General features: G+C 78.2%; 1 protein-coding gene and 1 pseudogene (1 of these 2 only partly in view). Both read left to right on the top strand.

What is annotated here, in order from left to right; all coding sequences use genetic code 11:
• Positions 1–5,328, top strand: partial view of a type I polyketide synthase gene (locus tag Ae331Ps2_RS21140; protein ID WP_075329779.1) — the 3' portion only. Its footprint begins 22,842 nt before the window's first position; the window shows 5,328 of its 28,170 coding nt (coding positions 22,843–28,170); its start codon lies off the left edge, out of view; its stop codon occupies positions 5,326–5,328.
• A 46-nt stretch (positions 5,329–5,374) separates the two neighbouring features.
• Positions 5,375–26,296, top strand: a pseudogene (locus tag Ae331Ps2_RS33450) (type I polyketide synthase); the annotation flags it as partial.
• Between the last annotated feature and the right edge of the window lie 24 nt (positions 26,297–26,320).

Here is a 26,320-nt window from a genome sequence, read left to right on the forward strand (position 1 = left end):
CTGCCCGAGCTGGAGCCGGACACCGCGCTCGCCGCGCTGGCGGCCGCCGTCGCCGGCGGCGGACCGGAGGAGGTCGTCGCCGACGTGGCCTGGGAGCGGCTCGCGCCGACCCTGGCCCAGGGCGGACCGGACGGGCTGCTGGCCCTGCTGCCCGAGGCCGCGCCCGCCGACCGGCCGGGCACCGGCGACGACGGTGCGCTGCGCGCGCGCCTCGCCGACCTCCCCGAGGGCGCCCGGGCCGCGGAGCTGACCGAGATGGTGTGCGCCGTCGCCGCCCGCGTGCTGGGCCACGACGACCCGGCCGCGGTCGACCGTGATGTCCCGTTCCGGGACCTGGGCGTCGACTCGCTCACCGCCGTCGACCTGCGGGACCGGCTCGGCGCGGCGACCGGGCTGGCACTGCCCGCGTCGCTCGTGTTCGACCACCCGACCCCGGCCGAGCTGGCGCGGCACCTGCTCGCCGAGCTCGGCGGTGCGACCGTCGCCGCCGTGGCAGCGCCCGCACCGGCCGCCGCGGCGGCGGGGGAACCGATCGCGATCGTCGGCATGGCCTGCCGGTACCCGGGCGGGGTCGCCTCGCCGGAGGACCTGTGGGAGCTCGTGCGCGACGGCGTCGACGCGACCGGCGACATGCCCACCGACCGCGGCTGGGACCTGGACGGTCTCGCCAGCGTCACCCGCCGCGGCGGGTTCCTGCACGACGTCGCCGGGTTCGACGCGGACTTCTTCTCCGTCTCCCCGCGCGAGGCCGTGGTGATGGACCCGCAGCAGCGGATCGTGCTCGAGACCTGCTGGGAGGCCCTGGAACGGGCCGGCATCGACCCGTCGGTGCTGCGCGGCTCCGACACCGGCGTGTTCATCGGCGGCGGCAGCGGCGAGTACCGCGTCTCCGCCGACACCTACGGCCAGGAGTGGCAGACCGCGCAGTCGGCGAGCCTGCTGTCCGGGCGGGTCGCCTACACCCTGGGCCTGCAGGGTCCGACGGTGTCGGTGGACACCGCCTGCTCGTCGTCGCTGGTCTCGCTGCACCTCGCGGCACAGGCCCTGCGGACCGGCGAGTGCACCGCGGCGCTGGCCGGTGGTGTCACCGTGATGTCGACCCCGGTCGGGTTCGTCGAGTTCAGCACCCAGGGCGCGTTGTCCCCGGACGGGCGCTGCAAGCCCTTCGCCGAGGACGCCGACGGCACCGCCTGGGCCGAGGGCGCCGGTGTGCTGGTGCTCGAACGGCTGTCGGACGCACGCCGCCTCGGGCACCGTGTGCTCGGCCTCGTCCGCGGCTCGGCGATCAACTCCGACGGCGCCTCGAACGGGCTCACCGCCCCCAGCGGACCCGCCCAGCAGCGCGTGATCACCCGCGCGCTGGCCGCGGCCGGGCTCGCCGCGCACGAGGTCGACGTCGTGGAGACCCACGGCACCGGCACCCGGCTCGGTGACCCGATCGAGGCCCAGGCGCTGCTGGCCACCTACGGCCGCGAGCGCGAGCACCCCCTGCTGCTCGGCGCGGTGAAGTCCCACCTGGGCCACACCCAGGCGGCCTCCGGCGTCGCCGGGGTGATCGCGACGGTCATGGCGATGCAGCACGGCACCGTGCCCGGCTCGCTGCACGCGGACACCCCGACCTCGCGGGTGGACTGGTCCTCCGGCGCGGTCCGGCTGGTGCCCGCTCCGCAGGCATGGCCGGAGACCGGCCGCCCCCGCCGGGCCGCGGTCTCCTCGTTCGGCGCCAGCGGCACCAACGCCCACGTCGTGCTGGAACAGGCCGAGCCACAGCCTCCCGCACCCGCCCCGGAGGCGCCGGTGGCCCGCACCCTGCTCCCGGTGCCGGTCTCGGCCCGCACACCCGCGGCGCTGCGGGCCCGCGCGTCCGCGCTGCGCGCCGTCGCCGCCCGCGACGGCGCCGTCCCGGCCGACATCGCGTTCTCCGCCGCGACCGGGCGGGCCGCGTTCGAGCACCGCGCGGTGGTGCTCGCCGCCGACCGCGGGGCACTGCTCGACGGCCTCGACGCGCTGGCCACCGGGTCCCCGGCCCGGCACGTCGTGACCGGCGAGGTCACCCGCACCGGCCGGCTCGCGATGGTCTTCCCCGGCCAGGGCGCGCTGCGCCCCGGCGCCGGACGCGAGCTGCACGCCCGGTTCGAGGTCTTCGCCGACGCGTTCGACGCGGTCCTCGACCGGATGCCCGACGGCGTCCGCGACGCCCTCTGGGGCGACGACCCGGACGCGCTCGCCGAGACCGGCGTCGCCCAGCCCGCGCTGTTCGCGGTCGGGGTGGCGCTGTACCGGCTGGTCGAGTCCTGGGGGGTCATCCCGGACCTGCTGGCCGGGCACTCGGTCGGCGAGCTCGCCGCCGCCCACGTGGCCGGCGTGCTCGACCTCGACGACGCCTGCACCCTGGTCTCGGCCCGGGCGCGGCTCATGCAGGCACTGCCCCGCGGCGGCACGATGGTCGCGGTCCGCGCCGGCGAGGACGAGGTGCGCGCGCACCTCACCGGTGACCCGGCGGACACCGTCGCGGTCGCCGCGGTCAACGGTCCGGAGTCGGTCGTGCTGGCCGGCCCCCGGGAGGCGGTCCTCGCCGTCGCCGGCCGCTGGCGGCACCGCGAGCTGGTCGTGTCCCACGCGTTCCACTCGGCACTGATGGACCCGGTGCTCGAGGAGTTCGGCGCCGTCGCCGCGTCGCTGACCTGGAACCGGCCCCGCATCCCGGTCGTCACCGCCGACGGCACCGGTACCGGGCCGGTGCACACCCCCGCCCACTGGGTGGCCCACGTCCGCGACACCGTCCGGTTCGCCGACGCCGCCGCGACCCTCGCCGCGCGTGGTGCCCGCACCGTGCTCGAGCTCGGGCCGGACGCGTCGCTGTCGTCGCTGATCGGCGAGCTCGGCACCGGCGCGGCCACCGACCCGGTCGCGGTCCCGGCGCTGCGCCGCGACCACGACGAGGAGGAGTCCCTGCTCGGCGCGCTCGCCCGGCTGCACGTGCGCGGCGCCGCCGTCGACTGGGCCGGTGTCTTCGCCGGGGTCCCGGCCCGGCGCGTCGACCTGCCCACCTACCCGTTCCAGCGCGAGCGCTACTGGAGCACCACCGCGGCGACCCCCGCATCGGCCGCCCGGCCCGGCCCGGACGACGGCGCCGGGGACGAGCTGTGGGACCTGCTCTCCGGCGACCACGCCACGGACGAGCTCGACGTCGACGCCGATGCCCTCGCCGAGGTCCTGCCCGGCCTGCTGGGCTGGCGGGAACGCCGCCGGGAGGCCGACGCGCTCGACGCGGTTCGGCACCGGATCGGCTGGCGGCCGGTGACCGGCCGCGACCCGGTCCCCGGCGGGCCCTGGCTCGTCGTCGGGGACCCCGCGGGCCCGGACGCCGGGCTGGTCGCGGACCTGGCCGCGGCCACCGGGATCGAGCCGGTGTGGACCTCGGTCACCGCGGACGCGGACCGCACCGAGGTGGCCGGTCTGGTCGCCGCGACCGGAGCCGCAACCGAGGCCGCGACCCTGCATGGTGTCCTCGCCCTGCCCGGCCCGGCCGACCCGCACGGTGGGCCGGCCGCGGCCGCCCGGGTCACGACGCTGCTGCAGGGGCTGGGCGACGCCGGGGTCACCGCACCGCTGTGGGTGCTGACCCGCGGCGCGGTCTCGGTCGCCGCCGACGACCCGGTCGGGGACGACCTCGGTGCCGCCGCCGTCTGGGGCCTGGGCCGGGTCGCGGCCATGGAGTACCCGGACCGGTGGGGCGGCCTGGTCGACCTCGGGCCCGCCACCGACGCCCGGACCGTGCGCGGCCTCGCCGCCGCGCTCACCGGCCGGGACGGCGAGGACCAGCTCGCGGTCCGCCCGCACGGCCTGTACGGGCGGCGGCTGCTGCCCGCACCCGCGCCGCGTCCCGCCACGACGTGGGAGCCGCGGGGGACCGTGCTGGTCACCGGCGGGACCGGCGCACTGGGCGGGCACGTGGCCCGCGACCTGGCCCGGGCCGGTGCCCGCCGGCTGGTGCTGCTGAGCCGCCGCGGCCCGGACGCCCCGGGCGCCGCGGAGCTGACCGCGGAGCTGGCCGGGCTCGGCGCGCACGCCGAGGTCGTCGCCGGCGACGCGGCGGACCGCGATCGGCTGGCCGCGGTGCTCGCCACGATCCCGGACGAGCACCCGCTCACCGGGGTCGTCCACGCCTCCGGTGTGCTCGACGACGGCGTCCTCGACCGGCTCACCCCCGACCGGTTCACCGAGGTGTTCCACGCCAAGGTCGCCCCGGCGCTGCTGCTCGACGAGCTCACCGGCGACCTGGACGCCTTCGTGCTGTTCTCCTCGGCGTCCTCGGCGGTCGGGAACCCCGGCCAGGCCAACTACGCCGCGGCCAACGCGGTGCTCGACGCGCTCGCCGCCCGCAGGCGGGCCCGCGGCGCCGCGGGCACCTCGATCGCCTGGGGTGCCTGGGCGGGCGGGGGCATGGCGCAGGGCGCCGACGCGACCGAGCACGCCCGCCGGGCCGGGCTCGGTGCGCTCGACCCCGGCCGGGCCTGCACCGTGCTGCGCCAGCTCGTCGCCGAGGGCGCCGACAACGCGGTCGTCGTCGCGGTGGAGGGGCCGGCGGCGCCCGGCCCCCGGGCCACGGCGCTGCTGCGGGACATGCCCGGCGCCGACACGGCCGCCGGGCGCGGCACGGACCCGGGAGCCCCACCGGTGGACGCGCTGCGCGAGCAGGTGCTGGCGCTGCCCGCGGCGGCCCGGCTCGACACGGTGCTCCGGACGGTCCGCGAGATCGCGGCCGGCGTGCTCGGCCGCGACGACGCCGACGGGGTCGGCGCCGACCGGCCCTTCCGGGACCTCGGCTTCGACTCGCTGGCCACCGTCGAGATGCGCAACCGGCTCTCGGCGGCGACCGGCCTGACGCTGCCCGCGACGCTGGTGTTCGACCACCCGACACCGCAGGCACTCGCCGAGCACGTGCTCGCCGGACTGACCGGCGACACGTCCGGCACCGCGGTGCCGGACGCCGACGGCGTGGCCGAGACGGCGGTGCGGGCCGCCCTCACCGGGCTCCCGCTGGAGCGGTTGCGCGACGCCGGGCTGCTCGACGCCCTGCTCGCGCTGGCCGCCGACGGCACGCCCGGTCACGCCGACCCCCGGGGCGACGGCGACGGCAACGGCCACCCCCGGGGCCACGGCAACGGCAACGGCCATGGCAACGGCAGTGGCAACGGCGATGGCAACGGCCACACCCCGACCGGGGCCGACGGCTCCGGAACCGACCCCGAGATCGACTCGATGTCCGTGGACGACCTGGTACGGGCCGCACTCGACGACCTGTCCGACCCGTCGCAGAACTGATGGAGCTGACCTGATGAGCACCCCCTCGGAGAAGGTCGTCGTCGCCCTGCGGGCATCGATCAAGGAGACCGAGCGGCTCCGCCGGCAGAACCGGGACCTGCGGGCGGCGTCGAACGAGCCCGTCGCGATCGTCGCCATGGGCTGCCGCTTCCCGGGCGGTGTCACCGACCCGGACGAGCTCTGGCAGCTCGTCGACTCCGGCCGCGACGCCGTGGGCGGGTTCCCCACCGACCGCAACTGGGACCTCGACGCCCTGCACGCCGGGACCGTCGACGACCGCGGCACCGAGGTCAGCCTGCAGGGCGGGTTCCTCGACGGGGTCGCCGACTTCGACCCCGGCTTCTTCGGGATCTCCCCGCGCGAGGCGGTCACCATGGACCCGCAGCAGCGGCTGCTGCTGGAGCTGGCCTGGGAGACCTTCGAACGCGCCGGGCTGGACCCGTCCACGCTGCGCGGCAGCCGCACCGGCGTCTACGTGGGCACCAACGGCCAGGACTACGCGCACCTGCTCATCCGCTCGATGGACGACGCCACCGGCGACATCGGTACCGGCATCGCCGCTGGCGCCGTCTCCGGGCGGCTGTCCTACGAGCTCGGCCTTGAGGGCCCCACGGTCACCGTGGACACCGCCTGCTCGTCGTCGCTGGTGTCGATGCACCTGGCGGCGCAGGCGCTGCGGGCCGGTGAGTGCGGTCTCGCGCTCGCCGGCGGCGTCAACGTGATGGCCACCCCCGGCTCACTGGTCGAGTTCAGCCGCCAGGGCGGGCTGGCCCGTGACGGACGCTGCCGCTCCTTCTCCGACGACGCCGACGGCACCGGCTGGGCCGAGGGCGCCGGACTCGTCCTGCTGGAGCGGCTGTCCGACGCACGCGCGCACGGGCACCCGGTGCTCGCGGTGCTGCGCGGGTCCGCGGTCAACTCCGACGGCGCCTCCAACGGCTTCACCGCGCCCAGCGGGCGGGCCCAGCAGCGGGTCATCCGCGCGGCGCTGGAGCGGGCCGGTCTCGGGCCGGGCGAGGTCGACGTCGTCGAGGCGCACGGCACCGGCACGGTGCTCGGCGACCCGATCGAGGCCGGCGCGCTGTTGGCCACCTACGGCCGCGACCGCGAGCACCCGCTGCTGCTCGGCTCGGTCAAGTCGAACCTCGGCCACGCCCAGGCCGCGGCCGGGGTCGCCGGCGTGATCAAGATGGTGCAGGCCGTCCGGCACGGCGTCGCGCCGCAGACCCTGCACGTCACCCGGCCCAGCACCCGGGTGGAGTGGACCGAGGGGATCCAGCTGCTCGACCGGGCCCGGCCGTGGCCGGAGACCGGGCGGCCCCGGCGCGCCGCCGTCTCCTCGTTCGGGGTGAGCGGCACCAACGCCCACCTCGTCCTCGAACAGGCTCCCGAGCCTGAGCCCCCCGCGCAGGACGCACCCCGCCACCCGGACGCGGCCACCCCGCCGTGGCTGCTGTCCGCGCGCCGCTCCGAGGCGCTGGCCGGTCAGGCCCGGCGGCTGCTCGACCACCTCGACGCCCGCCCCGGTGTCCGCCCGCTCGACGTCGCCTGCGCCCTGGCCACCACCCGCACCGCGTTCGAGCACCGGCTCGCCGTCGCCGACCGCGACGCCCTCGCCGCCTGGCTGGACGGCGCCCCCACCCCCGGGACCTGCACCGGCACGGTCACCGGCAGGCCCAGGACGGCGCTGCTGTTCTCCGGGCAGGGCTCGCAGCGTGCCGGAATGGGCTCCGGTCTGGCCCGGCGCTTCCCCGTCTTCGCCGACGCCCTCGCCGAGGTGCTCGACGAGCTCGGCCTGCCCGCCGACGCCCTGGACACCGTCTCCGACGACACCGGGTCGGCGCAGCCCGCGCTGTTCGCCTTCCACGTGGCCCTGTACCGGCTGCTGGGCTCGCTCGGTGTCGTCCCGGACATGGTCGGTGGGCACTCGGTCGGCGAGATCGCCGCCGCACACGTCGCGGGGGTGTTCCCGCTGGCCGACGCCTGCCGGCTGGTCTCCGCCCGCGCCGCGCTGATGGCCGCGCTCCCGCCCGGCGGCGCCATGATCGCGGTCGAGGCCACCGAGGACCAGGTGCGACCGCTGCTGACCCCCGGGGTGGCGATCGCCGCGGTGAACGGCCCGTCCGCGGTCGTGCTGTCCGGCGCGGAGGACGAGGTCGTCGCGATCGCGGGCGGGTTCCGGCACACCCGCCTGCCGGTCTCGCACGCGTTCCACTCGCCCCTGATGGACCCGGTCCTCGACCGGTTCCGGTCGGTCGCCGAGAGCCTGACCTACCGGCGGCCGACGCTGCCGGTGGTGTCCAACCTGACCGGTGGCCTCGTCGGCGCTGAGCTGTGCGACCCGCAGTACTGGGTGCGGCACCTGCGCGGCACCGTCCGCTTCGCCGACGGACTGGCCGCGCTCGCCGCGGCCGGGGCCGGGGTGTTCGTCGAGGCCGGGCCGAGCGGTGCGCTCACCGCGAGCGCCGCGGGCACCGCCGAGCTGGTGCCCACCCTGCGCCGCACCGGCGCCGAGGAGCCCGCGCTGCTGGCCGCCCTGGGCCGGCTGCACACCGCCGGGGTCCCCGTCGACTGGGCGGCGGTCCACGAGGGCACCGGCGCCCGGCCGGTCGACCTCCCGGTCTACGCGTTCGCGCACAGCCGGTTCTGGCCCGAGGTGTCGGTGCGGGTCGCCGACGCCGCCGGCCTCGGCGTGTCCCCGGCCGGGCACCCGCTGCTGGGGGCGGTCACCACCGTCGCCGGGTCCGACGAGGTGCTGCTCACCGGGTCGCTGTCGACCGCCACCCACCCGTGGCTGGCCTCGGCCGACGGTCCCGGGCTGCTCCCCGCCACCGCCGTGCTGGAGCTCGCGCTGCACGCCGCGCACACCGTCGGGGCCGCCGGCGTGGCGGAGCTGACCGTCGACCCGCCGCTGCACCTGCCCGCGGGCACCGCGATGCGGCTGCAGCTGCGCGTCGGTCCGCCGGACGCCGACGGGAACCGCCCGCTGCACCTGCACGCCCGCCCGGACGACGGCACCGAGGGCCCCTGGACCCGGCACGCCACCGGCACCCTCGCCGCGCCCGGAACCACCGGCCCGGCCGCGACCACCGACACCGCGTGGCCTCCGGCCGGTGCCGTCGTCACCGACCTCGCCCCGGCCGTCGACGAGCTCGCCGCGGCCGGGCTGCACGCCGCGCCCGTCTTCGCCGGTGTGCGGTCGGTCTGGCGCCGCGACGACGACCTGTTCGCCGAGATCGCGCTGCCCGAGCAGGACGGCGACGCCTGGGGCCTGCACCCGGCGCTGCTGGAGGCCGCGCTGCACCCGGTCGTCCTCGACGGCCCCACCGCGCTGGCCCCCGTCACCTGGCGGGACGTGCGGCTGCACGCCGCGGGCGCGTCGGTGCTGCGGGTCCGCATCACCCGGGACCGCACCGCCGGCACCGACGGCACCGCCACAGCCGCCACCGCGGTACTGCTGGCCGCCACCGACGTCACCGGCGCGGCGGTGCTCACCACCGGCCCGGTGACGCTGGGCCCGGCGCCGCGCCCGGACTCCGCGACCACCGCCGCGCACGACGAGGCGGGGCTGCTGCTGCGCACCGACTGGGTGCCGGTCGAGCTCCCCGCCGCCGGCCCGACGGTGCCCGATCCCACGGTGCTCGATCCCACCGTGCTCGACCTCACCGGCGACCCCTCTGCCGGCGCCGCCGGGGTGCACGCGCTCACCGCGCGGGCGCTGGCGGCGGTCCAGGCCCACCTCGCCGCGGACGGCGACGACACCCGCGCCGGCGGGGGAGCCCTGCTGGTCCGCACCCACGGTGCCACCGGCGGCGACGACCCGGCCGCCGCGGGCGCCTGCGGACTCCTGCGCTCGGCCCAGACCGAGAACCCCGGCCGCATCCTGCTCGTCGACACCGACGACAGCCCCGCCTCCGCCGCGCTGCTGCCCCGGCTGCCCGCGCTGCTCGCGGCGGGGGAGACGGCCGTCGCCGTCCGGGACGGGGCCGTCCGCGCCCCGCGGCTGGTCCCCGCACCCGCTCCCGCGGGCTCCGGCAGCGGACGGCCGTGGGACCCCGAGGGCACCGTCCTGCTCACCGGCGGCACCGGCGGGCTCGGCGCCGAACTCGCCCGTCACCTCGTCGCGGGCGGGGCCCGCCACCTCACCCTGCTCAGCCGCCGCGGGGACGGGGCCCCCGGCGCCGCCGACCTCGTCACCGAGCTGGAGCAGGCGGGCGCGCGGATCGTCGTGCACGCGTGCGACGTCGCCGACCGGGCCGCGCTCGCCGCGGTCGTCGACGGGCTGGAGCGCCCCCTCACCGCGGTGGTGCACGCCGCGGGCGTCCTCGACGACGGTGTCGTCGCCGCCCTCACCCCGGAGCGGCTCGACGCGGTGCTCGCCCCCAAGGTCGACGCCGCCTGGCACCTGCACGAGCTCACCGCCGACCTCGACCCGGCCGCGTTCGTGCTCTACTCCTCGGTCTCGGGCATGCTCGGCGCCCCCGGCCAGGGCAACTACGCAGCCGCCAACAGCGCCCTCGACGCGCTCGCCGCGCACCGCCGCGGACACGGCCTGCCCGCCGTCTCACTGGCCTGGGGGGCCTGGGCGCAGGACGCGGGCATGACCGCCACCCTCGCCGACACCCGCCGGATCACCGCGGCCGGCGCCCCGATGCTGAGCGTCGAGCAGGGCCTCGCCGCGTTCGACGCGGCCCTGCGCCTCGACGAGCCGGTCCTCGCGGTCCTGCCGCGCGCCCTCGCCGCGCCGGCACCGACCGGGGCGGTGCCCGCGCTGCTGCGCGTGCTCGCCGGGACCGGACGCCGCCGCGCCGCCGACGGCCGCGGCGGCACCGCGCACGACTGGGCCGACCGGCTCGCCGGACTCGATCCCGAGGACCGGGCCGACCGGCTCACCGCGCTGGTCCGCGACGCCGCCGCGGCGGTCCTGGGCTACGACTCGTCCGCCGCGATCACCGACGACGCCGAGTTCCGCCGCCTGGGCGTCGACTCGCTCACCGCGCTGGAGCTGCGCAACCACCTCGCCGCCGCGACCGGGCTGACCCTGCCCTCGACGCTGGTGTTCGACCACCCGACCCCACGTGCGGTCGCCGCGCTGCTGCTCGAGGAGATCCTCGGCGCCACCTCCGCCACCCCGGCCACCGTCGTCCGCACCGCCGACGGTGCGGACCCCGTCGTCGTCGTCGGGATGGGCTGCCGCTTCCCCGGCGGCGTGCGTTCGCCCGAGGAGCTGTGGGAGCTGCTCGCACAGGGCCGCGACGTCGTCACCGGGTTCCCCACCGACCGCGGGTGGGCCGACGGCCCGCTCGCCGGGGTCGAGGGCCGTGGTGGGTTCCTCGACAGCGCCACCACCTTCGACCCGGCGGTGTTCGGGATCTCCCCGCGCGAGGCGACCGCGATGGACCCGCAGCAGCGCCAGTTGCTGGAGGTCACCTGGGAGTCCCTGGAGCGGGCCGGCATCGACGCGGCCTCGCTGCGCGGCAGCGCCACCGGGGTCTGGGTCGGCACCAACGGCCAGGACTACACGCACCTGGTCGTGCAGTCCGACCAGGACGTCGAGGGACACGCCAGCACCGGGCTGGCCGCCGCGGTCATGTCCGGGCGGCTGTCGTACACCTTCGGTCTGGAGGGGCCCTCGCTGACCGTCGACACGGCCTGCTCGTCGGCGCTGGTCGCGCTGCACCTCGCCGTCCGGTCGCTGCGCAGCGGCGAGACCTCCCTCGCCCTCGCCGGCGGCGTCACCGTGATGTCGACGCCGATGAACTTCGTCGGGTTCGACGCCCAGGGCGGACTGTCCCCGGACGGTCGCTGCCGCGCCTTCTCCGACGACGCGTCCGGCACCGGCTGGTCCGAGGGGGCGGGCATGCTGGTCCTGGAGCGGCTGTCCGACGCCCGCGCGCACGGACATCCGGTGCTCGCCGTGCTGCGCGGGACCGCCCTCAACTCCGACGGTGCCTCCAACGGGCTCACCGCCCCCAACGGGCCCGCCCAGCAGCGCGTCATCCGCGCCGCCCTGGCCGACGCCGGGCTCGCCCCGGCCGAGGTCGACGCCGTCGAGGCACACGGCACCGGGACGGTGCTCGGCGACCCGATCGAGGCCCAGGCCCTGATCGCCACCTACGGCCGGGACCGCGAGCACCCGCTGCTGCTCGGCACCGTGAAGTCCAACCTCGGCCACACCCAGGGCGCCGCCGGCGTCGCCGGAATGATCAAGTCGGTGCTGGCGCTGCAGCACGCCGAGCTGCCCGCCACCCTGCACGTCGCCGCACCCACCGGGCACGTCGACTGGGCCGACGGCGCGGTGTCGCTGCTCACCGGACACACGCCGTGGCCCTCGACCGGGCGTCCGCGCCGGATCGGCGTCTCCTCCTTCGGGCTGTCCGGGACCAACGCGCACGTCCTGGTCGAGCAGGCCCCGCCGGAGACGCTGCCGGAGACACCGCCCGAGGCGGCGCCCGCCCCCGACGTGGTGCCCGCGGTCGTGCCGTGGCCGCTGTCGGCCGCCGACGACGAGACCCTCGACGCGCTCGCCGCGCGGGTGACCGCCGCGGGCACCGACCCGCTGGACACCGGCCTGACCCTCGCCACCCGCCGCACCCGCCTGGACCGGCGCGCCGTGCTGCTGGCCGGCCGCGACGGGGCGGCCGCACCCGTCGAGGTCGCCCGCGGCACCGCGGGCGGCGGGCGCCCGGCGCTGCTGTTCTCCGGGCAGGGCGCCCAGCGCCCCGGGATGGGTCGCGAGCTCCACGCCCGCTTCCCGGTGTTCGCCGCGGCCCTCGACGAGGCCCTGGCGGTCCTCGACCCACGGGTGCGCGAGGTCATGTGGGGCACCGACGCCGACGCACTGGCCGACACCGCGGTCACCCAGCCGGCGCTGTTCGCGGTGGAGACCGCGCTGTACCGGCTGCTGGAGTCCTTCGGGGTCCGCCCGGTCGCCGTCGGTGGCCACTCGGTCGGCGAGATCACCGCGGCCCACGTCGCGGGTGTGCTCTCGCTCGCCGACGCCGCCGCCCTGGTCACCGCCCGCGCCACGCTCATGGCGGAGCTGCCCGCGGGGGGCGTGATGGTGGCGCTGCGGGTCACCGAGGACGCCGCCCGGGCCGCGCTGGCGGCCGCGGGCACCGCACTCGTCGACGTCGCGGCCGTGAACGGACCCCGTTCGGTGGTGCTCTCCGGCGAGGCCGCCGCCGTCGAGGCGGTCCGCGTCCGGCTCGGCGTCGAGGGCACCCGGCTGCCGGTGTCGCACGCGTTCCACTCGCCGCTGGTCGAGCCGGTGCTGGAGCGGTTCGCCGGCGTCGTCGCCGGGCTGCGCCTGTCCGCGCCGCGGATCCCGGTGCTGTCCGGGACCGGCGGTGCCCTCGCCGGGGACGAGATCACCGACCCCGCCCACTGGGTGAGGCACGTGCGGGCCACGGTGCGGTTCGCCGACGTCGTCGACGCCGCGCGCGCCGCCGGGGCGGACACGCTGCTGGAGGTCGGTCCGGACGCCGTGCTGGCACCGTTGGCCGACGGGATCGTCCCGACGCTGCGCCGCGACCGGGACGAGGAGACCGCGCTCGCCACCGCGCTCGCCCGGCTCCACGTGGCGGGCGTGCCGGTGCGGTGGGGCCCGTGGTTCGACGGGACCGCGGCCCGGCCGGTGGACCTGCCGGTCTACCCGTTCCGCCGGGACCGGTACTGGCTCGACCCCGCCGCCCGCGCCACCGGCGCCGACCCGGGGGAGTCCGCGTTCTGGGCCGCCGTCGAGCAGGGCGACCTGGAGTCGCTGGCCGCCACCCTCGACCTCGACGACGACGCGGTCTCCGCGGTCGTCCCGGCGCTGTCGGCCTGGCGGCGGCGCCGCCGCACCGAGGGCGCCGTCGACGCCGTCCGGTTCCGCGAGACCTGGGAGCCGGTCACCCCCGCCGCCCCCGCGCGACCGGGCCGGGTCCTGCTGGTCGCCCGGACCGCCGACCCCGGCACCGATCCCGACACCGCCGCCGTGGCCGCGGCGCTGCGCGACGCCGGTGCGACGGTGGCCGGGCCGGTCGCCGTCGACGACGTGGCGCTCGCCGACCGCGGCGCGCTGGCCGCCCTGGTCGGCTCGGCCGGGTCCGGCGCGGACCGCGTCGTGTCCCTGCTCGGACTGCACCCCGACACCCACAGCGCGCTCACCGGCACCCTCACCCTCGTCCAGGCCCTCGGCGACGCCGGTGTCGACGCGCCGCTGTGGACACTCACCCGCGGCGCCGTCGGCACCGGTGGCGCCGACCCCGCTCCGGTCCCTGAGCGCGCCGCGCTCTGGGGGCTCGGCCGGGTCGCGGCGCTCGAGCACCCCACCCGCTGGGCCGGGCTCGCCGACCTGCCCACCGACCTCGACGGCCGGGCCGCCCGCCGGCTCGTCGCCGTCCTCACCGGTGCGGGTGAAGAGGACCAGGTCGCGGTGCGCGACAACGGCGTGCTGGGGCGGCGGCTGGTCACCTACCCGGTCGGCGCCACCGCCGAGGCCCCGGCTCCCGGCTGCGTCCTGGTCACCGGCGGCACCGGTGCGCTCGGCGCGCACGTGGCCCGTGACCTCGCCCGTCGCGGCACCCGCCGGCTGGTGCTGCTTGGCCGCCGCGGCCCCGACGCCGCCGGAGCGGCCGAGCTGTCCGCCGAGCTGACCGCGCTCGGCGCCGAGCCGGTCCTGGTCGCCGCCGACGTCACCGACCGCGACGCACTGGCCCGCGTACTCGACGCACACCCCGTCGACGGCGTCGTGCACGCCGCGGGTGTCCTCGACGACGGCGCGCTCGACTCCCTGACCCCGGACCGGTTCGACACGGTGTGGCGGACCAAGGTCACCGCCGCGCGGCTGCTCGACGAGCTGACCCGGGACCACCCGGTCGCGCTGTTCGTCCTGTTCTCCTCGGTCGCCGGCGCGGTCGGCAACCCCGGCCAGGGCAACTACGCCGCCGCCAACGCCGCCCTGGACGCGCTCGCGGCGGCCCGCCGCGCCGACGGCCTGCCGGCGGTGTCGGTGGCCTGGGGGGCATGGGCCGGCGACGGCATGGCCGCCGGCGACGACGCGGACCGGGCCCGTCGCCGCTCCGGCTCCACCGCGCTCGACCCGGCGCTGGCCCTGTCCGCGCTGTGGCGCTCGGCCGACGGCCCGGCCGCCGCCCCGGTGGTCGCCGAGCTGGCCCGCCCCCAGCTGCTCACCTCGCTGCTGTCGCTGCGCCCGTCGCCGCTGCTGTCGGCGCTGCCCGGCGCCCGGGCCGCCGCGGACGCGGCCGCCGCGGCCCGCCGGGACACCGAGCGGGCCGGCGGGGAGCTGCGCGCCCGGCTGTCCGGGCTGCGCGGCACCGACCGGATCGAGCCGGTCCTGGACCTGGTGCGCGCCACCGCCGCCGCCGTGCTCGGCCACACCGGGACCGACCGGATCCCCGCCGAGCGCCCGTTCCGTGACCTCGGGATCGACTCGCTCACCGCGGTGGAGCTGCGCGACCGGCTCGCCGCCGTCACCGGGCTCGCCGTGCCCGCCGCGCTGGTGTTCGACCACCCCACCCCGCGGGCGGTGGCCCGGCACCTGCTCGACGAGCTCGACCCGGCCGGTGACGCTGCCGATGACGCCGCCGCCCCGACCACGTCCGTGGCCGGCCCGGACGACCGGAACGACCCGGTCGTCGTCGTCGGCGCCGCCTGCCGGTTCCCCGGCGGCATCGCCTCGCCCGAAGACCTCTGGACCGTCCTCGCCGAGGGCCGCGACGTGATCGGCCCGTTCCCCACCGACCGCGGCTGGGACCTCACGGCGCTGGCCGGCGACGGTCCCGGCGCCAGCGCGACCGCCCGGGGCGGGTTCCTCGACGGCGTCGCCGACTTCGACGCCGCGTTCTTCGACATCTCCCCGCGCGAGGCGCTCGCCATGGACCCCCAGCAGCGGCTGCTGCTGGAGACGTCCTGGGAGTCCCTGGAGCGCTCCGGCACCGAACCGACGAGCCTGCGCGGATCCCGGACCGGGGTGTTCGTGGGCACCAACGGGCAGGACTACCAGCGCGTCGTCCTCGGCTCCCGGGAGGACCTGGAGGGCCACGCCGGCACCGGGCTGGCCGCCAGCGTCATCTCCGGGCGCCTGTCCTACGCGCTCGGGCTGGAGGGGCCCGCCGTCACCGTCGACACCGCGTGCTCCTCGGCGCTGGTCGCGCTGCACCTCGCCGCCCAGGCGCTGCGGGCCGGCGAGTGCGACCGTGCCCTGGTCGGCGGGGTCACCGTGATGGCCACCCCGACCTCGTTCGGCGGGTTCTCCCGGCAGGGCGGGCTCGCCGCCGACGGCCGCGTGAAGGCCTTCTCCCACGACGCCGACGGCACCGCCTGGTCCGAGGGCGCGGCCGTGGTCGTCGTGGAGCGGCTCTCCGAGGCCCGCCGGCACGGCCATCCCGTGCTCGCGGTGCTCCGCGGCTCGGCGGTCAACTCCGACGGCGCCTCCAACGGGCTCACCGCGCCGAACGGGCCGTCCCAGCAGCGGGTCATCCGGGCCGCGCTCGCCGCGGCCGGGCTCGACGCCGCCGACGTCGACGTCGTCGAGGCGCACGGCACCGGCACCGCACTCGGCGACCCGATCGAGGCGCAGGCACTGCTGGCCACCTACGGCCGCGCCGACCGCGCCGCGCCGTTGCGGCTCGGCTCGGTGAAGTCGAACATGGGCCACACCCAGGCCGCCGCCGGCATGGCCGGGCTGCTCAAGATCGTCCTCGCGATGCGGCACGGGAAACTGCCCCGCACCCTGCACGTCGAGCGACCCACCGGCCGGGTGGACTGGGCCGACCGGATCGCGCTGCTCACCGAGCCGCTCCCGTGGCCAGCCGGCGGACGCACCCGCCGCGCCGGGCTCTCCTCGTTCGGCATCAGCGGCACCAACGCGCACGTGGTGCTGGAGGAGCCGCCGCCCGGGGAACCGGCTCCGGCCCGCCCCGGGCCGGAGGACGCGCTCGTCCCGTGGCCGGTCTCCGCCCGCAGCGCGCGCTCCCTGCAGGAGCGGGTCGCGCAGCTGCACGCCCTCGACCCGGCCGGCCCCGGCGCCCGGTCCGACATCGGCGCCGCGCTGGCCGCCACCCGGGCGGTGCACGAGCACCGCGCCGTGTTCGCCGCGGGCCCGGACGGTCTCACCGAGCTGGCCAGCGGCGTCGCCGGGGAGCCGGGCACCGCGGTCCTGTTCTCCGGGCAGGGCAGCGTCCGGCTCGGTGCGGGCCGCGAGCTGCACGCCCGCTTCGACGTCTTCGCCGACGCCTTCGACGCCTGTGCCGCCGAACTGGACCGCCACCTCGACCGTCCGCTGCGCGAGGTGCTCTGGGGCGAGGACCCCGCGCTGCTCGAACGCACCCGCTACGCCCAGCCCGCCCTGTTCGCCGTCGGCGTGGCCTCGTTCCGGCTGGTCACCGCGCTCGGCGTGCGGCCCCGGCACGTCGCGGGGCACTCGATCGGCGAGATCACCGCCGCCCACGTCGCCGGGATGCTGTCGCTGCCCGACGCCGCCCGCCTGGTCACCGCCCGCGGCGCGCTGATGGACGCGCTGCCCGAGGGCGGCACGATGGTCGCCGTCCGGGCGACCGAGGCCGACGCCCTCGCGGCGCTGCGCGACGGCGTGTCGCTGGCCGCGGTGAACGCGCCCGGTTCCGTAGTGCTGTCCGGGGACGCCGACACCGTGGCGGAGGTCGCCGCCGGGCTGGGGGAGACCACCCCGCTGCGGGTCGGGCACGCCTTCCACTCCGCACGGATGGACCCGGTGCTCGACGACCTCGACGCGGTCGCCGCCGGGCTGGAGCTCACCGAGCCGCAGATCGGTCTGGTGTCCACCCTGACCGGTGGTCCCGCCGGCCCCGACGAGCTCGGCGCGCCCGACCACTGGTCCCGGCACGCCCGTGGGACCGTCCGGTTCTCCGACGCACTGGCCACGCTGGCCGCCGCGGGAGCCACCGCGTTCCTGGAGCTCGGTCCGGACACCGCGCTGTCCGGGCTGGTCCCCGCGACGGTGCCGGACGCCGTCGCCGTCCCGCTCCTGCGGCGGGACCACGACGAGCTCCGCACCGCCGCGACCGCGCTGGCCCGGCTCCACACCGCAGGCGCCGACGTCGACTGGACCGCCTGGTTCGCCGGGTGCGGCACCCGGCCGGTGGAGCTCCCGACCTACCCGTTCGACCGTGCGCGGTACTGGCCCGCCGCCGCACCCACCGTCCGGCCCGGTGACGTCTCCGGGCTCGGTCTGGAGTCCCCGGGGCACCCGCTGCTCGGGGCGTCGGTCGCGATGGCCGGCTCCGAGGAGGTCGTGCTCACCGGACGGGTGTCGGCCGCGACCCTGCCGTGGCTGGCCGACCACGTCGTCGGTGGGTCGGTGCTGTTCCCCGGCACCGGCTTCCTCGAGCTGGCGCTGCGGGCCGGGGACCTCGTCGGCTGCGAGCGGGTCGGTGAGCTGGCCCTCGCCGTGCCGCTGGTCGTCCCGGACGGCGGGGCGGCCGAGATCCAGGTCCGCGTCGGTGCCCCGGACGGCGGACGGCGCCCGCTGTCGGTCTGGGCCCGCGAGGCGGGCTCCGGTGACGACTGGACCGGCCACGCCGAGGGCACCCTGACCCCGCGCACCGGCACCGTCCCCGCACCCGTCGCCACGGCCTGGCCGCCGCCCGGGGCCGAGGAGCTCGACCCCGCCGCGTTCTACGACGGCACCGCCGCCGCAGGCGGCCTGGACTACGGCCCGGCGTTCCGCGGCGTCCGCGCCGCCTGGCGGGACGGCGAGGACGTCCTCGCCGAGATCGAGTCCGACCCCGTCACCGAGGACGCCGCGTTCTACGGGGTGCACCCGGCGCTGCTCGACGCCGCGCTGCACGCCGCGGCACTGCTCCCGGACGCACCCCGCGGGCTGCCGTTCGACTGGTCCGGAGTGACCCTGCACGCCACCGGTGCCCCGCTGCTGCGGGTGCGGGTCGTCCACGCCGGGGACGGCGCCGTCCGGGTCGAGGCAGCCGACGCGGCAGGGGACCCCGTGCTGTCGGTCGACGCGCTGGCCCTGCGCGAGCCCACCGCCCCGGCCGACCCGGCACGCACGCGCACCGCCGAGTCCCTGTTCCGGCCCGGGTGGACACCGCTGGACGTCCCGCCGGGGATGCCCGAGCCGGTGCGCTGGGCCCTGCACGGCCCGGACGTCCACGGGGTGGCCGACGCGCTCACCGCCGCGCTCGGCGCCCCCGTCGCCGACGGGGGGACGCCGGAGCTCGTGGTCGCCGGTGTGGCCGGTGGCGCGACCCCGGACGCGGTCCGCGCGAGCACCCACGCCGTGCTCGCGGTGCTGCAGGGCGCCGTCGCCGACCCGGACGGACCGCGCACGGTCTTCCTCACACGCGGTGCCGCGGGCGCGGGCGATCCGGTCACCGACCTCGCCGCCGCCGCCGCGACCGGTCTCGTCCGGTCCGCCCAGGCGGAGAACCCCGGCCGGTTCCTCGTCGTCGATCTGCCCGCCGACACCGTCGACGTGGCCGCCGAGGCCGCTGCGCCGCGGGTGCTCGCCGCGGCGCTCGCACGGGCCGACGAACAGCAGGTCGCCGTCCGCGGGACCGGGATCCTCGCCGCGCGGCTGGACCGGGCCCGGCCCGAGACCTCGGGACTGCTGCCCCCGGTGGGCGTCCCGTGGCGGCTCGACACCGCCGGCGGCGGCAGCCTGGCCGCGCTCACCCTCGCCCCCGCGCCCGACGCCGACGGCCCGCTCGGCGCCCGGGAGGTCCGGGTCGCGGTCCGCGCGGCCGGCCTGAACTTCCGGGACGTCCTCAACGCGCTGGGCATGTACCCGGGCGAGGCGGGCATGTTCGGCGCCGAGGCCGCCGGCGTGGTCGTCGCGACCGGGCCGGAGGTCACGTCGCTGGCGGTCGGCGACGCGGTCGCCGGCATGCTGTTCGGCGGGTTCGGCCCGCTCGGCACCGCCGACGAACGGCACCTCGCCCGGATCCCGGACGGCTGGTCGTTCGAGCGTGCCGCCTCGGTCCCGCTGGTGTTCCTCACCGCCTACCACGGCCTGGTCGACCTGGCGGGGGTCCGGCCGGGCGAGCGGGTCCTGGTGCACGCCGGTGCGGGTGGCGTCGGCATGGCGGCGATCCAGCTGGCCCACCACCTGGGTGCCGAGGTGTACGCCACCGCGAGCCCGGCCAAGCAGGACGTGCTGCGCTCGCTCGGCGTCGCCGACGACCACATCGCCTCCTCCCGCGACCTCGGCTTCGCGAGCGCCTTCGGCGGCGTCGACGTGGTCCTCAACGCGCTCGCCGGCGAGTTCGTCGACGCCTCGCTCGGGCTGCTCGGGCCCGGCGGCCGGTTCCTGGAGATGGGCAAGACCGACCTGCGCGACCCGGCCTCGCTGCCGGCCGACATCGTCTACCGGCCCTTCGACCTCGGTCAGGTCGACCCGGAGCGGATCCGGGAGATGCTCGACGCCCTGCTGGTGCTGTTCGCCGACGGTGCGATCGAGCCGCTCCCGACCCGCACCTGGGACGTGCGCCGGGCTCCCGAGGCGTTCCGGTTCATGAGCCGGGCCCAGCACGTCGGCAAGATCGTCCTCACCGTCCCGGCGGGGCCCGACCCGGACGGCACCGTGCTGATCACCGGCGGCACCGGCGGGCTGGCCGCCGAGCTGGCCCGGCACCTCGTCGACGGCGGCGCGCGGCACCTGACCCTGGTCAGCCGCCGCGGCCCGGACGCCCCCGGCGCGGCCGAGCTCGTCGCCGACCTGCGGGCGGGCGGGGCGCAGGTCGCGGTGCACGCCTGCGACGTCGCCGCCCGCGACGCTCTCGCCGCGGTGCTCGCCGGTCTGGAGCGGCCGCTGACCGCGGTGGTGCACGCGGCCGGGATCCTCGACGACGGCGTCGTCGGCTCGCTCACCCCGGAGCGGCTCGACCGCGTGCTCGCCCCCAAGGTCGACGCCGCCTGGCACCTGCACGAGCTGACCGCCGGGCTCGACCTCGCCGCGTTCGTCCTCTACTCCTCGGTCTCGGGGGTCATGGGCAGCGCCGGGCAGGGCAACTACGCCGCGGCCAACGGCTACCTCGACGCACTGGCCCAGCACCGCCGCGGGCTCGGGCTCCCCGCCGTCTCCCTGGCCTGGGGTGCCTGGGCGCCGACCACCGGCATGACCGCGGCGCTCGACGCCGCGGCCCTGGAACGGATGGAACGGTCCGGGATGCCGCCGCTGTCGCTCGAGCAGGGCCTCGCCCTCTACGACGCGGCCACCCTGGTCGACGACCCGGTCGTCGTCCCCGCCCGGGTCACCGCGGGCAGCGGTGCCGGACCGGCACCGGACGCCGCGACCGTGCCGCCGCTGCTGCGCGGCCTGGTCCGCACCCGGCGCACCGCCGCGGGCGGCGGGGACGGCCGCGCCAGGGACCGGCTCACCGGCCTCGCCGCCGACGACCGGCCGGACGCGGTCCGCGCCCTGGTCCGCGCCGAGACCGCGGCCGTGCTCGGACACGCCTCGCCCGAGGGCCTCGACGGCACCGCCGAGTTCCGCCAGCTCGGACTCGACTCGCTGACCGCGGTCGAGCTGCGGAACCGGCTCACCGCCGGCACCGGGCTGAGTCTGCCCGCCACGCTCGTCTTCGACTACCCGACACCCGACGCGCTCGCCGCGCACCTGCTCGGCGAGCTCTTCGGCGACCCGGACGCCCCCGCGGACACCTCGGCCGCCGCACCGGCCCGCGTCACCGATGACGACCCCGTCGTCGTGGTCGGGATGAGCTGCCGGTTCCCCGGCGGTGTCCGGTCCCCGGAGGACCTGTGGCAGCTCCTCGTGGAGGAGCGCGACGCCACCGGTCCGCTGCCCACCGACCGCGGCTGGGACCTCGCCGCGCTGGCCGGCCAGGGGCCGGGCTCCAGTGCGACGGCCCGCGGCGGCTTCCTCGACTCGATCGCCGAGTTCGACCCGGAGTTCTTCGGGATCTCCCCGCGCGAGGCGCTGTCGATGGACCCGCGGCAGCGGCTGGTGCTCGAGGCGTCCTGGGAGGCGTGCGAGCGCGCCGGGATCGACCCGACCGCCCTGCGCGGCACCCCGACCGGGGTGTTCGTCGGCACCGGCGGCGCCGAGTACGCGCACCTGCTGTTCGGCTCGCCGGAGAGCATGGAGGGCTACTCCGGGACCGGCACCTCGGCCAGCGTCACCTCCGGCCGGGTGGCCTACGCCCTGGGCCTGGAGGGCCCCGCGATGACCGTCGACACTGCGTGCTCCTCGGCGCTGGTGGCGCTGCACCTCGGCGCGCAGTCGCTGCGCGCCGGCGAGTGCTCGCTCGCCCTCGCCGGTGGCGTGCAGCTCATGTCCACCCCCGGCGCCTTCATGGAGTTCACCCAGCAGGGCGGCCTCGCCCCGGACGGCCGGTGCAAGCCCTTCTCCGACGACGCCGACGGCACCGCCTGGTCCGAGGGCGTCGGCGTGATCGTGCTGGAGCGGCTGTCCGACGCCCGCCGCCGCGGCCACGAGGTCCTCGCGGTGCTGCGCGGCTCCGCGGTGAACTCCGACGGCGCCTCCAACGGTCTGACGGCCCCGAACGGGCCCGCCCAGCAGCGGGTCATCCGGGCGGCCCTGGCCGCGGCCGGGCTGTCCGCCGCCGAGGTGGACGCGGTCGAGGCGCACGGCACCGGCACGGTGCTCGGCGACCCGATCGAGGCCCAGGCGCTGCTGGCGACCTATGGGCGGGGGGAGCGCGAGCACCCTCTGCTGCTCGGGTCGGTCAAGTCCAACCTCGGCCACACCCAGGCCGCCGCCGGCGCGGTCGGCGTGGTCGCCACGGTGCAGGCGCTGCGGCACGGCGAGCTGCCGCGCACCCTGCACGTCACCGAGCCCTCCGGCCACGTGGACTGGTCGTCCGGGGCGGTGCGGCTGCGCACCGAGCGGACCCCGTGGCCGGACACCGGGCGGCCCCGCCGGGCCGCGGTGTCCTCGTTCGGGATCAGCGGCACCAACACCCACGTCGTGCTGGAGGCCGCACCCGAGCCGCCGCCCGTCGCGGAGCCCGCGACCGGGCAGGTGACCCCCGCCGTGGTGGCGCTGCCGGTGCCCACCCGGCACCCCGACGTGCTCGACGCGGCCCTCGACGACGTGCGGGACGCGGTGCGCGACCGGCGCCCGGTCGACGTCGCGTACTCCCTGGTGCGCGGCCGCGCGCGCTTCGAGCACCGCGCCGTCCTGCTCACCGGGCCCGAGGGCGGGACCCCCGCCGAGGTCGCGCGGGGGACCGCGACGCACCGCACGCTGGCCCTGCTGTTCTCCGGGCAGGGCACCCAGCGCCCTGGGATGGGGAGCGGGCTGTCCGCCCGCTTCCCGGTCTTCGCCGAGGCGCTCGAGGACGTGCTGGGCCGGCTCGGCGCCACCATCCCCGACGACCCGGAGGAGCTGCGCCGCACCGGGATCGCCCAGCCCGCGCTGTTCGCGCTGCAGGTCGCCCAGTACCGGCTCGTCGAGTCGTGGGGCATCCGCCCCGCCCTGCTCGGCGGGCACTCGGTCGGTGAGATCGCGGCCGCACACGTCGCCGGGGTGTTCTCCCTCGACGACGCCTGCACCCTCGTCGCCGCCCGGGCCCGGCTGATGGAGGCCCTGCCCGCGGGCGGCGCGATGGTCGCGGTCGCCGCCCCGGAGGAGACGGTCACACCGTTGCTGACCCCGCGCACCGCGATCGCCGCGGTGAACGGCCCGGCCTCGGTGGTGGTCGCCGGCGACGACGCCGAGGTGACCGCGATCGCCGCCACGCTCGCCGGCGCCGGGCACAGGACTAGCCGTTTGCCGGTCGGACATGCGTTCCACTCACCCCTGATGGAACCGGTGCTGGCGGAGTTCGCGACGGTCGTGGAGGGCCTGGCCCTGCACGCGCCGCGCATCCCCCTGCTCACCGGTGGCGACGACGACGTGACCGACCCCGGGTTCTGGGTGCGCCACGTCCGCGACACGGTCCGCTTCGCCGACACCGTCGCCCGGCTGTCCGACCGCGGCGCGACGGCGTTCCTGGAGCTCGGCCCGGACGGTGTGCTCACCGCGCTCGCCGCCGACCTCACCGGCGAGGGCGCCGTGCTCACCCCGCTGCTGCACGCCGACCGGCCCGAGGAGACGACCGCGCTCACCGCGCTCGCCCGGCTGCACGTCGCCGGCGTCGACGTCGACTGGGCCCCGGTGCTCGCCGGCACCGGCGCACGCACCGTCGACCTGCCCACCTACCCGTTCCGGCACCGCCGGTTCTGGCCGGCGACGGGCGCGGCCCCCGCCGACGCGGGCGGGCTCGGCCAGGAACCTGCCGGGCACCCGCTGCTCGGTGCCGCGGTCACCGTCGCGGACGGGGGCTGTGTCCTCACCGGGCGGCTCACCGCGGCCGCAGTGCCGTGGGCGGTCGGCGACGGCCCGGCCGAGCTGCCGTCGGCCACGCTCGTCGAGCTGGCCGTGCAGGCCGGCGACCGGGTCGGCTGCGACCGGGTCGCCGAGCTCACCGTGCACACCCCGCTCGTCGTCCCGGCCACCGGTGCGCTCGCGCTGCAGGTCCGCGCCGGTGACGACGACGGGTCCGGGCGCCACCCGGTCACCGTCCACTCCCGCACCGGGGACGCCCCGTGGGTTGCGCACGCCACCGGCGTGCTCGCCGGACCCGGCCCCGACGGTCCGGAGGTGCCCGCTGTCCTCCCGCAGGCCACCGGGACCGCCGAGGAGATCGCCCCGGTCGGTGCGCTCCCGGCGGACGGCCCGGTCTCGGTCCGCAGAGTGTGGCGGACCGACGACGGTGTCCTCGTCGAGATCGCGCTGGTGGAGACCCCGGGCCGGGGGCCGGTCGGCTGGGGACTGCACCCCGCGCTGCTCGACGCGGCCGTGCGCATCGCCGCCGCCGACGCCGGGGAGCCCGCCCTGCGGGCCACCGCCTGGCACGGGGCACGGCTGCACGCCACCGGCGCCACCGTGCTGCGGGTCGCCCTGCGCCCCGACGGCACCGGCGGCGTGCGGGTCTCGGCCCACGACGGCGCGGGCGCCCCGGTCCTCACCGTGGCCGCCACCCTCGCCGTCCCCGACGGGGCACCCGTGCGCCCGTCGCGCGGCGTCGGGGCGCTGCTGCGCACCGACTGGGTCCCGGCCGAGGACCTCGCCCCGGTCGACGTGGCGCGCTGGGCGGTGCTGGACCCCACCCCGGCCGGCGCCGCGCCGGACGCCGCCCGCACGGTGGCCGAGGCGCTGACCGGGACGGGACGCGAGGTCAGCGTGGTGGCCACGGTCGACGCGGTGCCCGACGGCACCGGGATGCTCGTGGTGCCGCTGCCCGCGAACACCGACGGGTCCGTCCCCGGCCGGGCCCGCGCGCTGGCCCACCGCACGCTCGGCGTCGTCACCGACCGGCTGGCCACCGAGCGCCCCGACCTGACGGTGCTGTTCCTGACCCGCGGCGGCGTCGCCGCCGCACCGGACGAACGGCTCGTCGACCCGGCCACCGGCACCGTGTGGGGGCTGGCCCGCTCGGCCCGTTCCGAGCACCCCGGCGTCTTCGCCGTCGCCGACACCGACGCCGGGTCGCTCGCCGCGCTCGCCACCCTCCCCGCCCTGCTCACGGCGGGGGAGACCGAGTTCGTCCTGCGCGACGGCGCGGTCCGGGTGCCCCGGCTCGCCCCGGCCGACGGACCCACCGACGGCACCGGGGACGGCCCGGTGCCCGGCTGGGACCCGGACGGGACCGTGCTCGTCACCGGTGGCACCGGCGGCCTGGGCGCCGAGCTGGCCCGGCACCTGGCCGGCCGGGGCCACCGCAACCTGCTGCTGGTCTCGCGCCGCGGCCCGGACGCCCCCGGCGCCCTGGAGCTGAGGGCCGAGCTCGCCGCGCACGGCGCGGAGGTCACCGTCGCCGCGGCCGACACCGCCGTGCGGGCCGACCTGGCCGCCGTGCTCGCCGCGGTCCCGGCCGAGCACCCGCTGACCGCGGTGGTGCACACCGCCGGTGTGCTCGACGACGGCACCGTCGGCTCGCTCACCGACGAGCGGCTCGACACCGTCCTCGCCCCGAAGGTCGACGGCGCCTGGCACCTGCACGACCTCACCCGCGACGCCGGGCTGCGCGGGTTCGTCCTCTACTCCTCGGTCGCCGGTGTGCTCGGCGCCGCGGGGCAGGCGAACTACGCCGCCGCGAACGTCGCCCTCGACGACCTGGCCCGACACCGGCACGACCTCGGCCTGCCCGGGCTGTCGCTCGCCTGGGGCCCCTGGGCGGCCGGGATGGGCGAGGCCGTCGCGGAACGGGCCGCCCGCACCGCGATGCCGCCGCTGGACACCGCCGACGGCCTGGCCCTGTTCGACGAGGCGGTGACCCGCACCGACCCGGTCCAGGTCGCCGTCCGCCTCGGCGGTGGCGGGGGCCGTCCGGCCGGACCGGTACCGCCGATCCTGCGCGGCCTGGTCGTCGGCGGCCGACGCAGCGCATCGGACCGGACGTCGTCGCAGGACCTGGCCCGGACCCTGGCGGAGATGGCGCCGGAGCGCCGCGAGGAGCACGTGCTGTCCCTCGTCACCCGCAGCGCCGCCGCGGTGCTCGGGCACGACGTCGCCGAGGTCACGGTCGACAAGGAGTTCCGGGCGCTCGGCGTCGACTCGCTCGCGGCGGTCGAGCTGCGCAACGGGCTCACCGCGGCGACCGGGCTGGCGCTGCCCTCGACCCTGGTGTTCGACTTCCCGACCCCGCTCGCGGTGGCCCGGCACCTGGTCGGCGAGCTGGTCGGCGCGACCGGCCCGGTGCCCGCGCTCACCGCCGAGCTCGACCGCCTCGACGCGGCACTCGCCTCGGCCGATCCGGCCGACCTCACCGGCGCCGACGTCCTCACGCGGCTGCGCCGGCTGCTCGCCCGGCACGAGGCCCGTGACCGGGGCCCCGGCGGGGCCGGGGTGGAGGACCGGATCCGCGAGGCGAGCGCCGAGGACGTCCTGGCCTTCATCGACAACGAGCTGGGCCGGGCCCGCAACGGCTCCGACCACTCCTGACCGCCGACCCGTCAGCCCAGAAGG

Origin of the sequence: Pseudonocardia sp. Ae331_Ps2 (assembly GCF_001932405.1) — a bacterium.
Taxonomy (GTDB): domain Bacteria; phylum Actinomycetota; class Actinomycetes; order Mycobacteriales; family Pseudonocardiaceae; genus Pseudonocardia.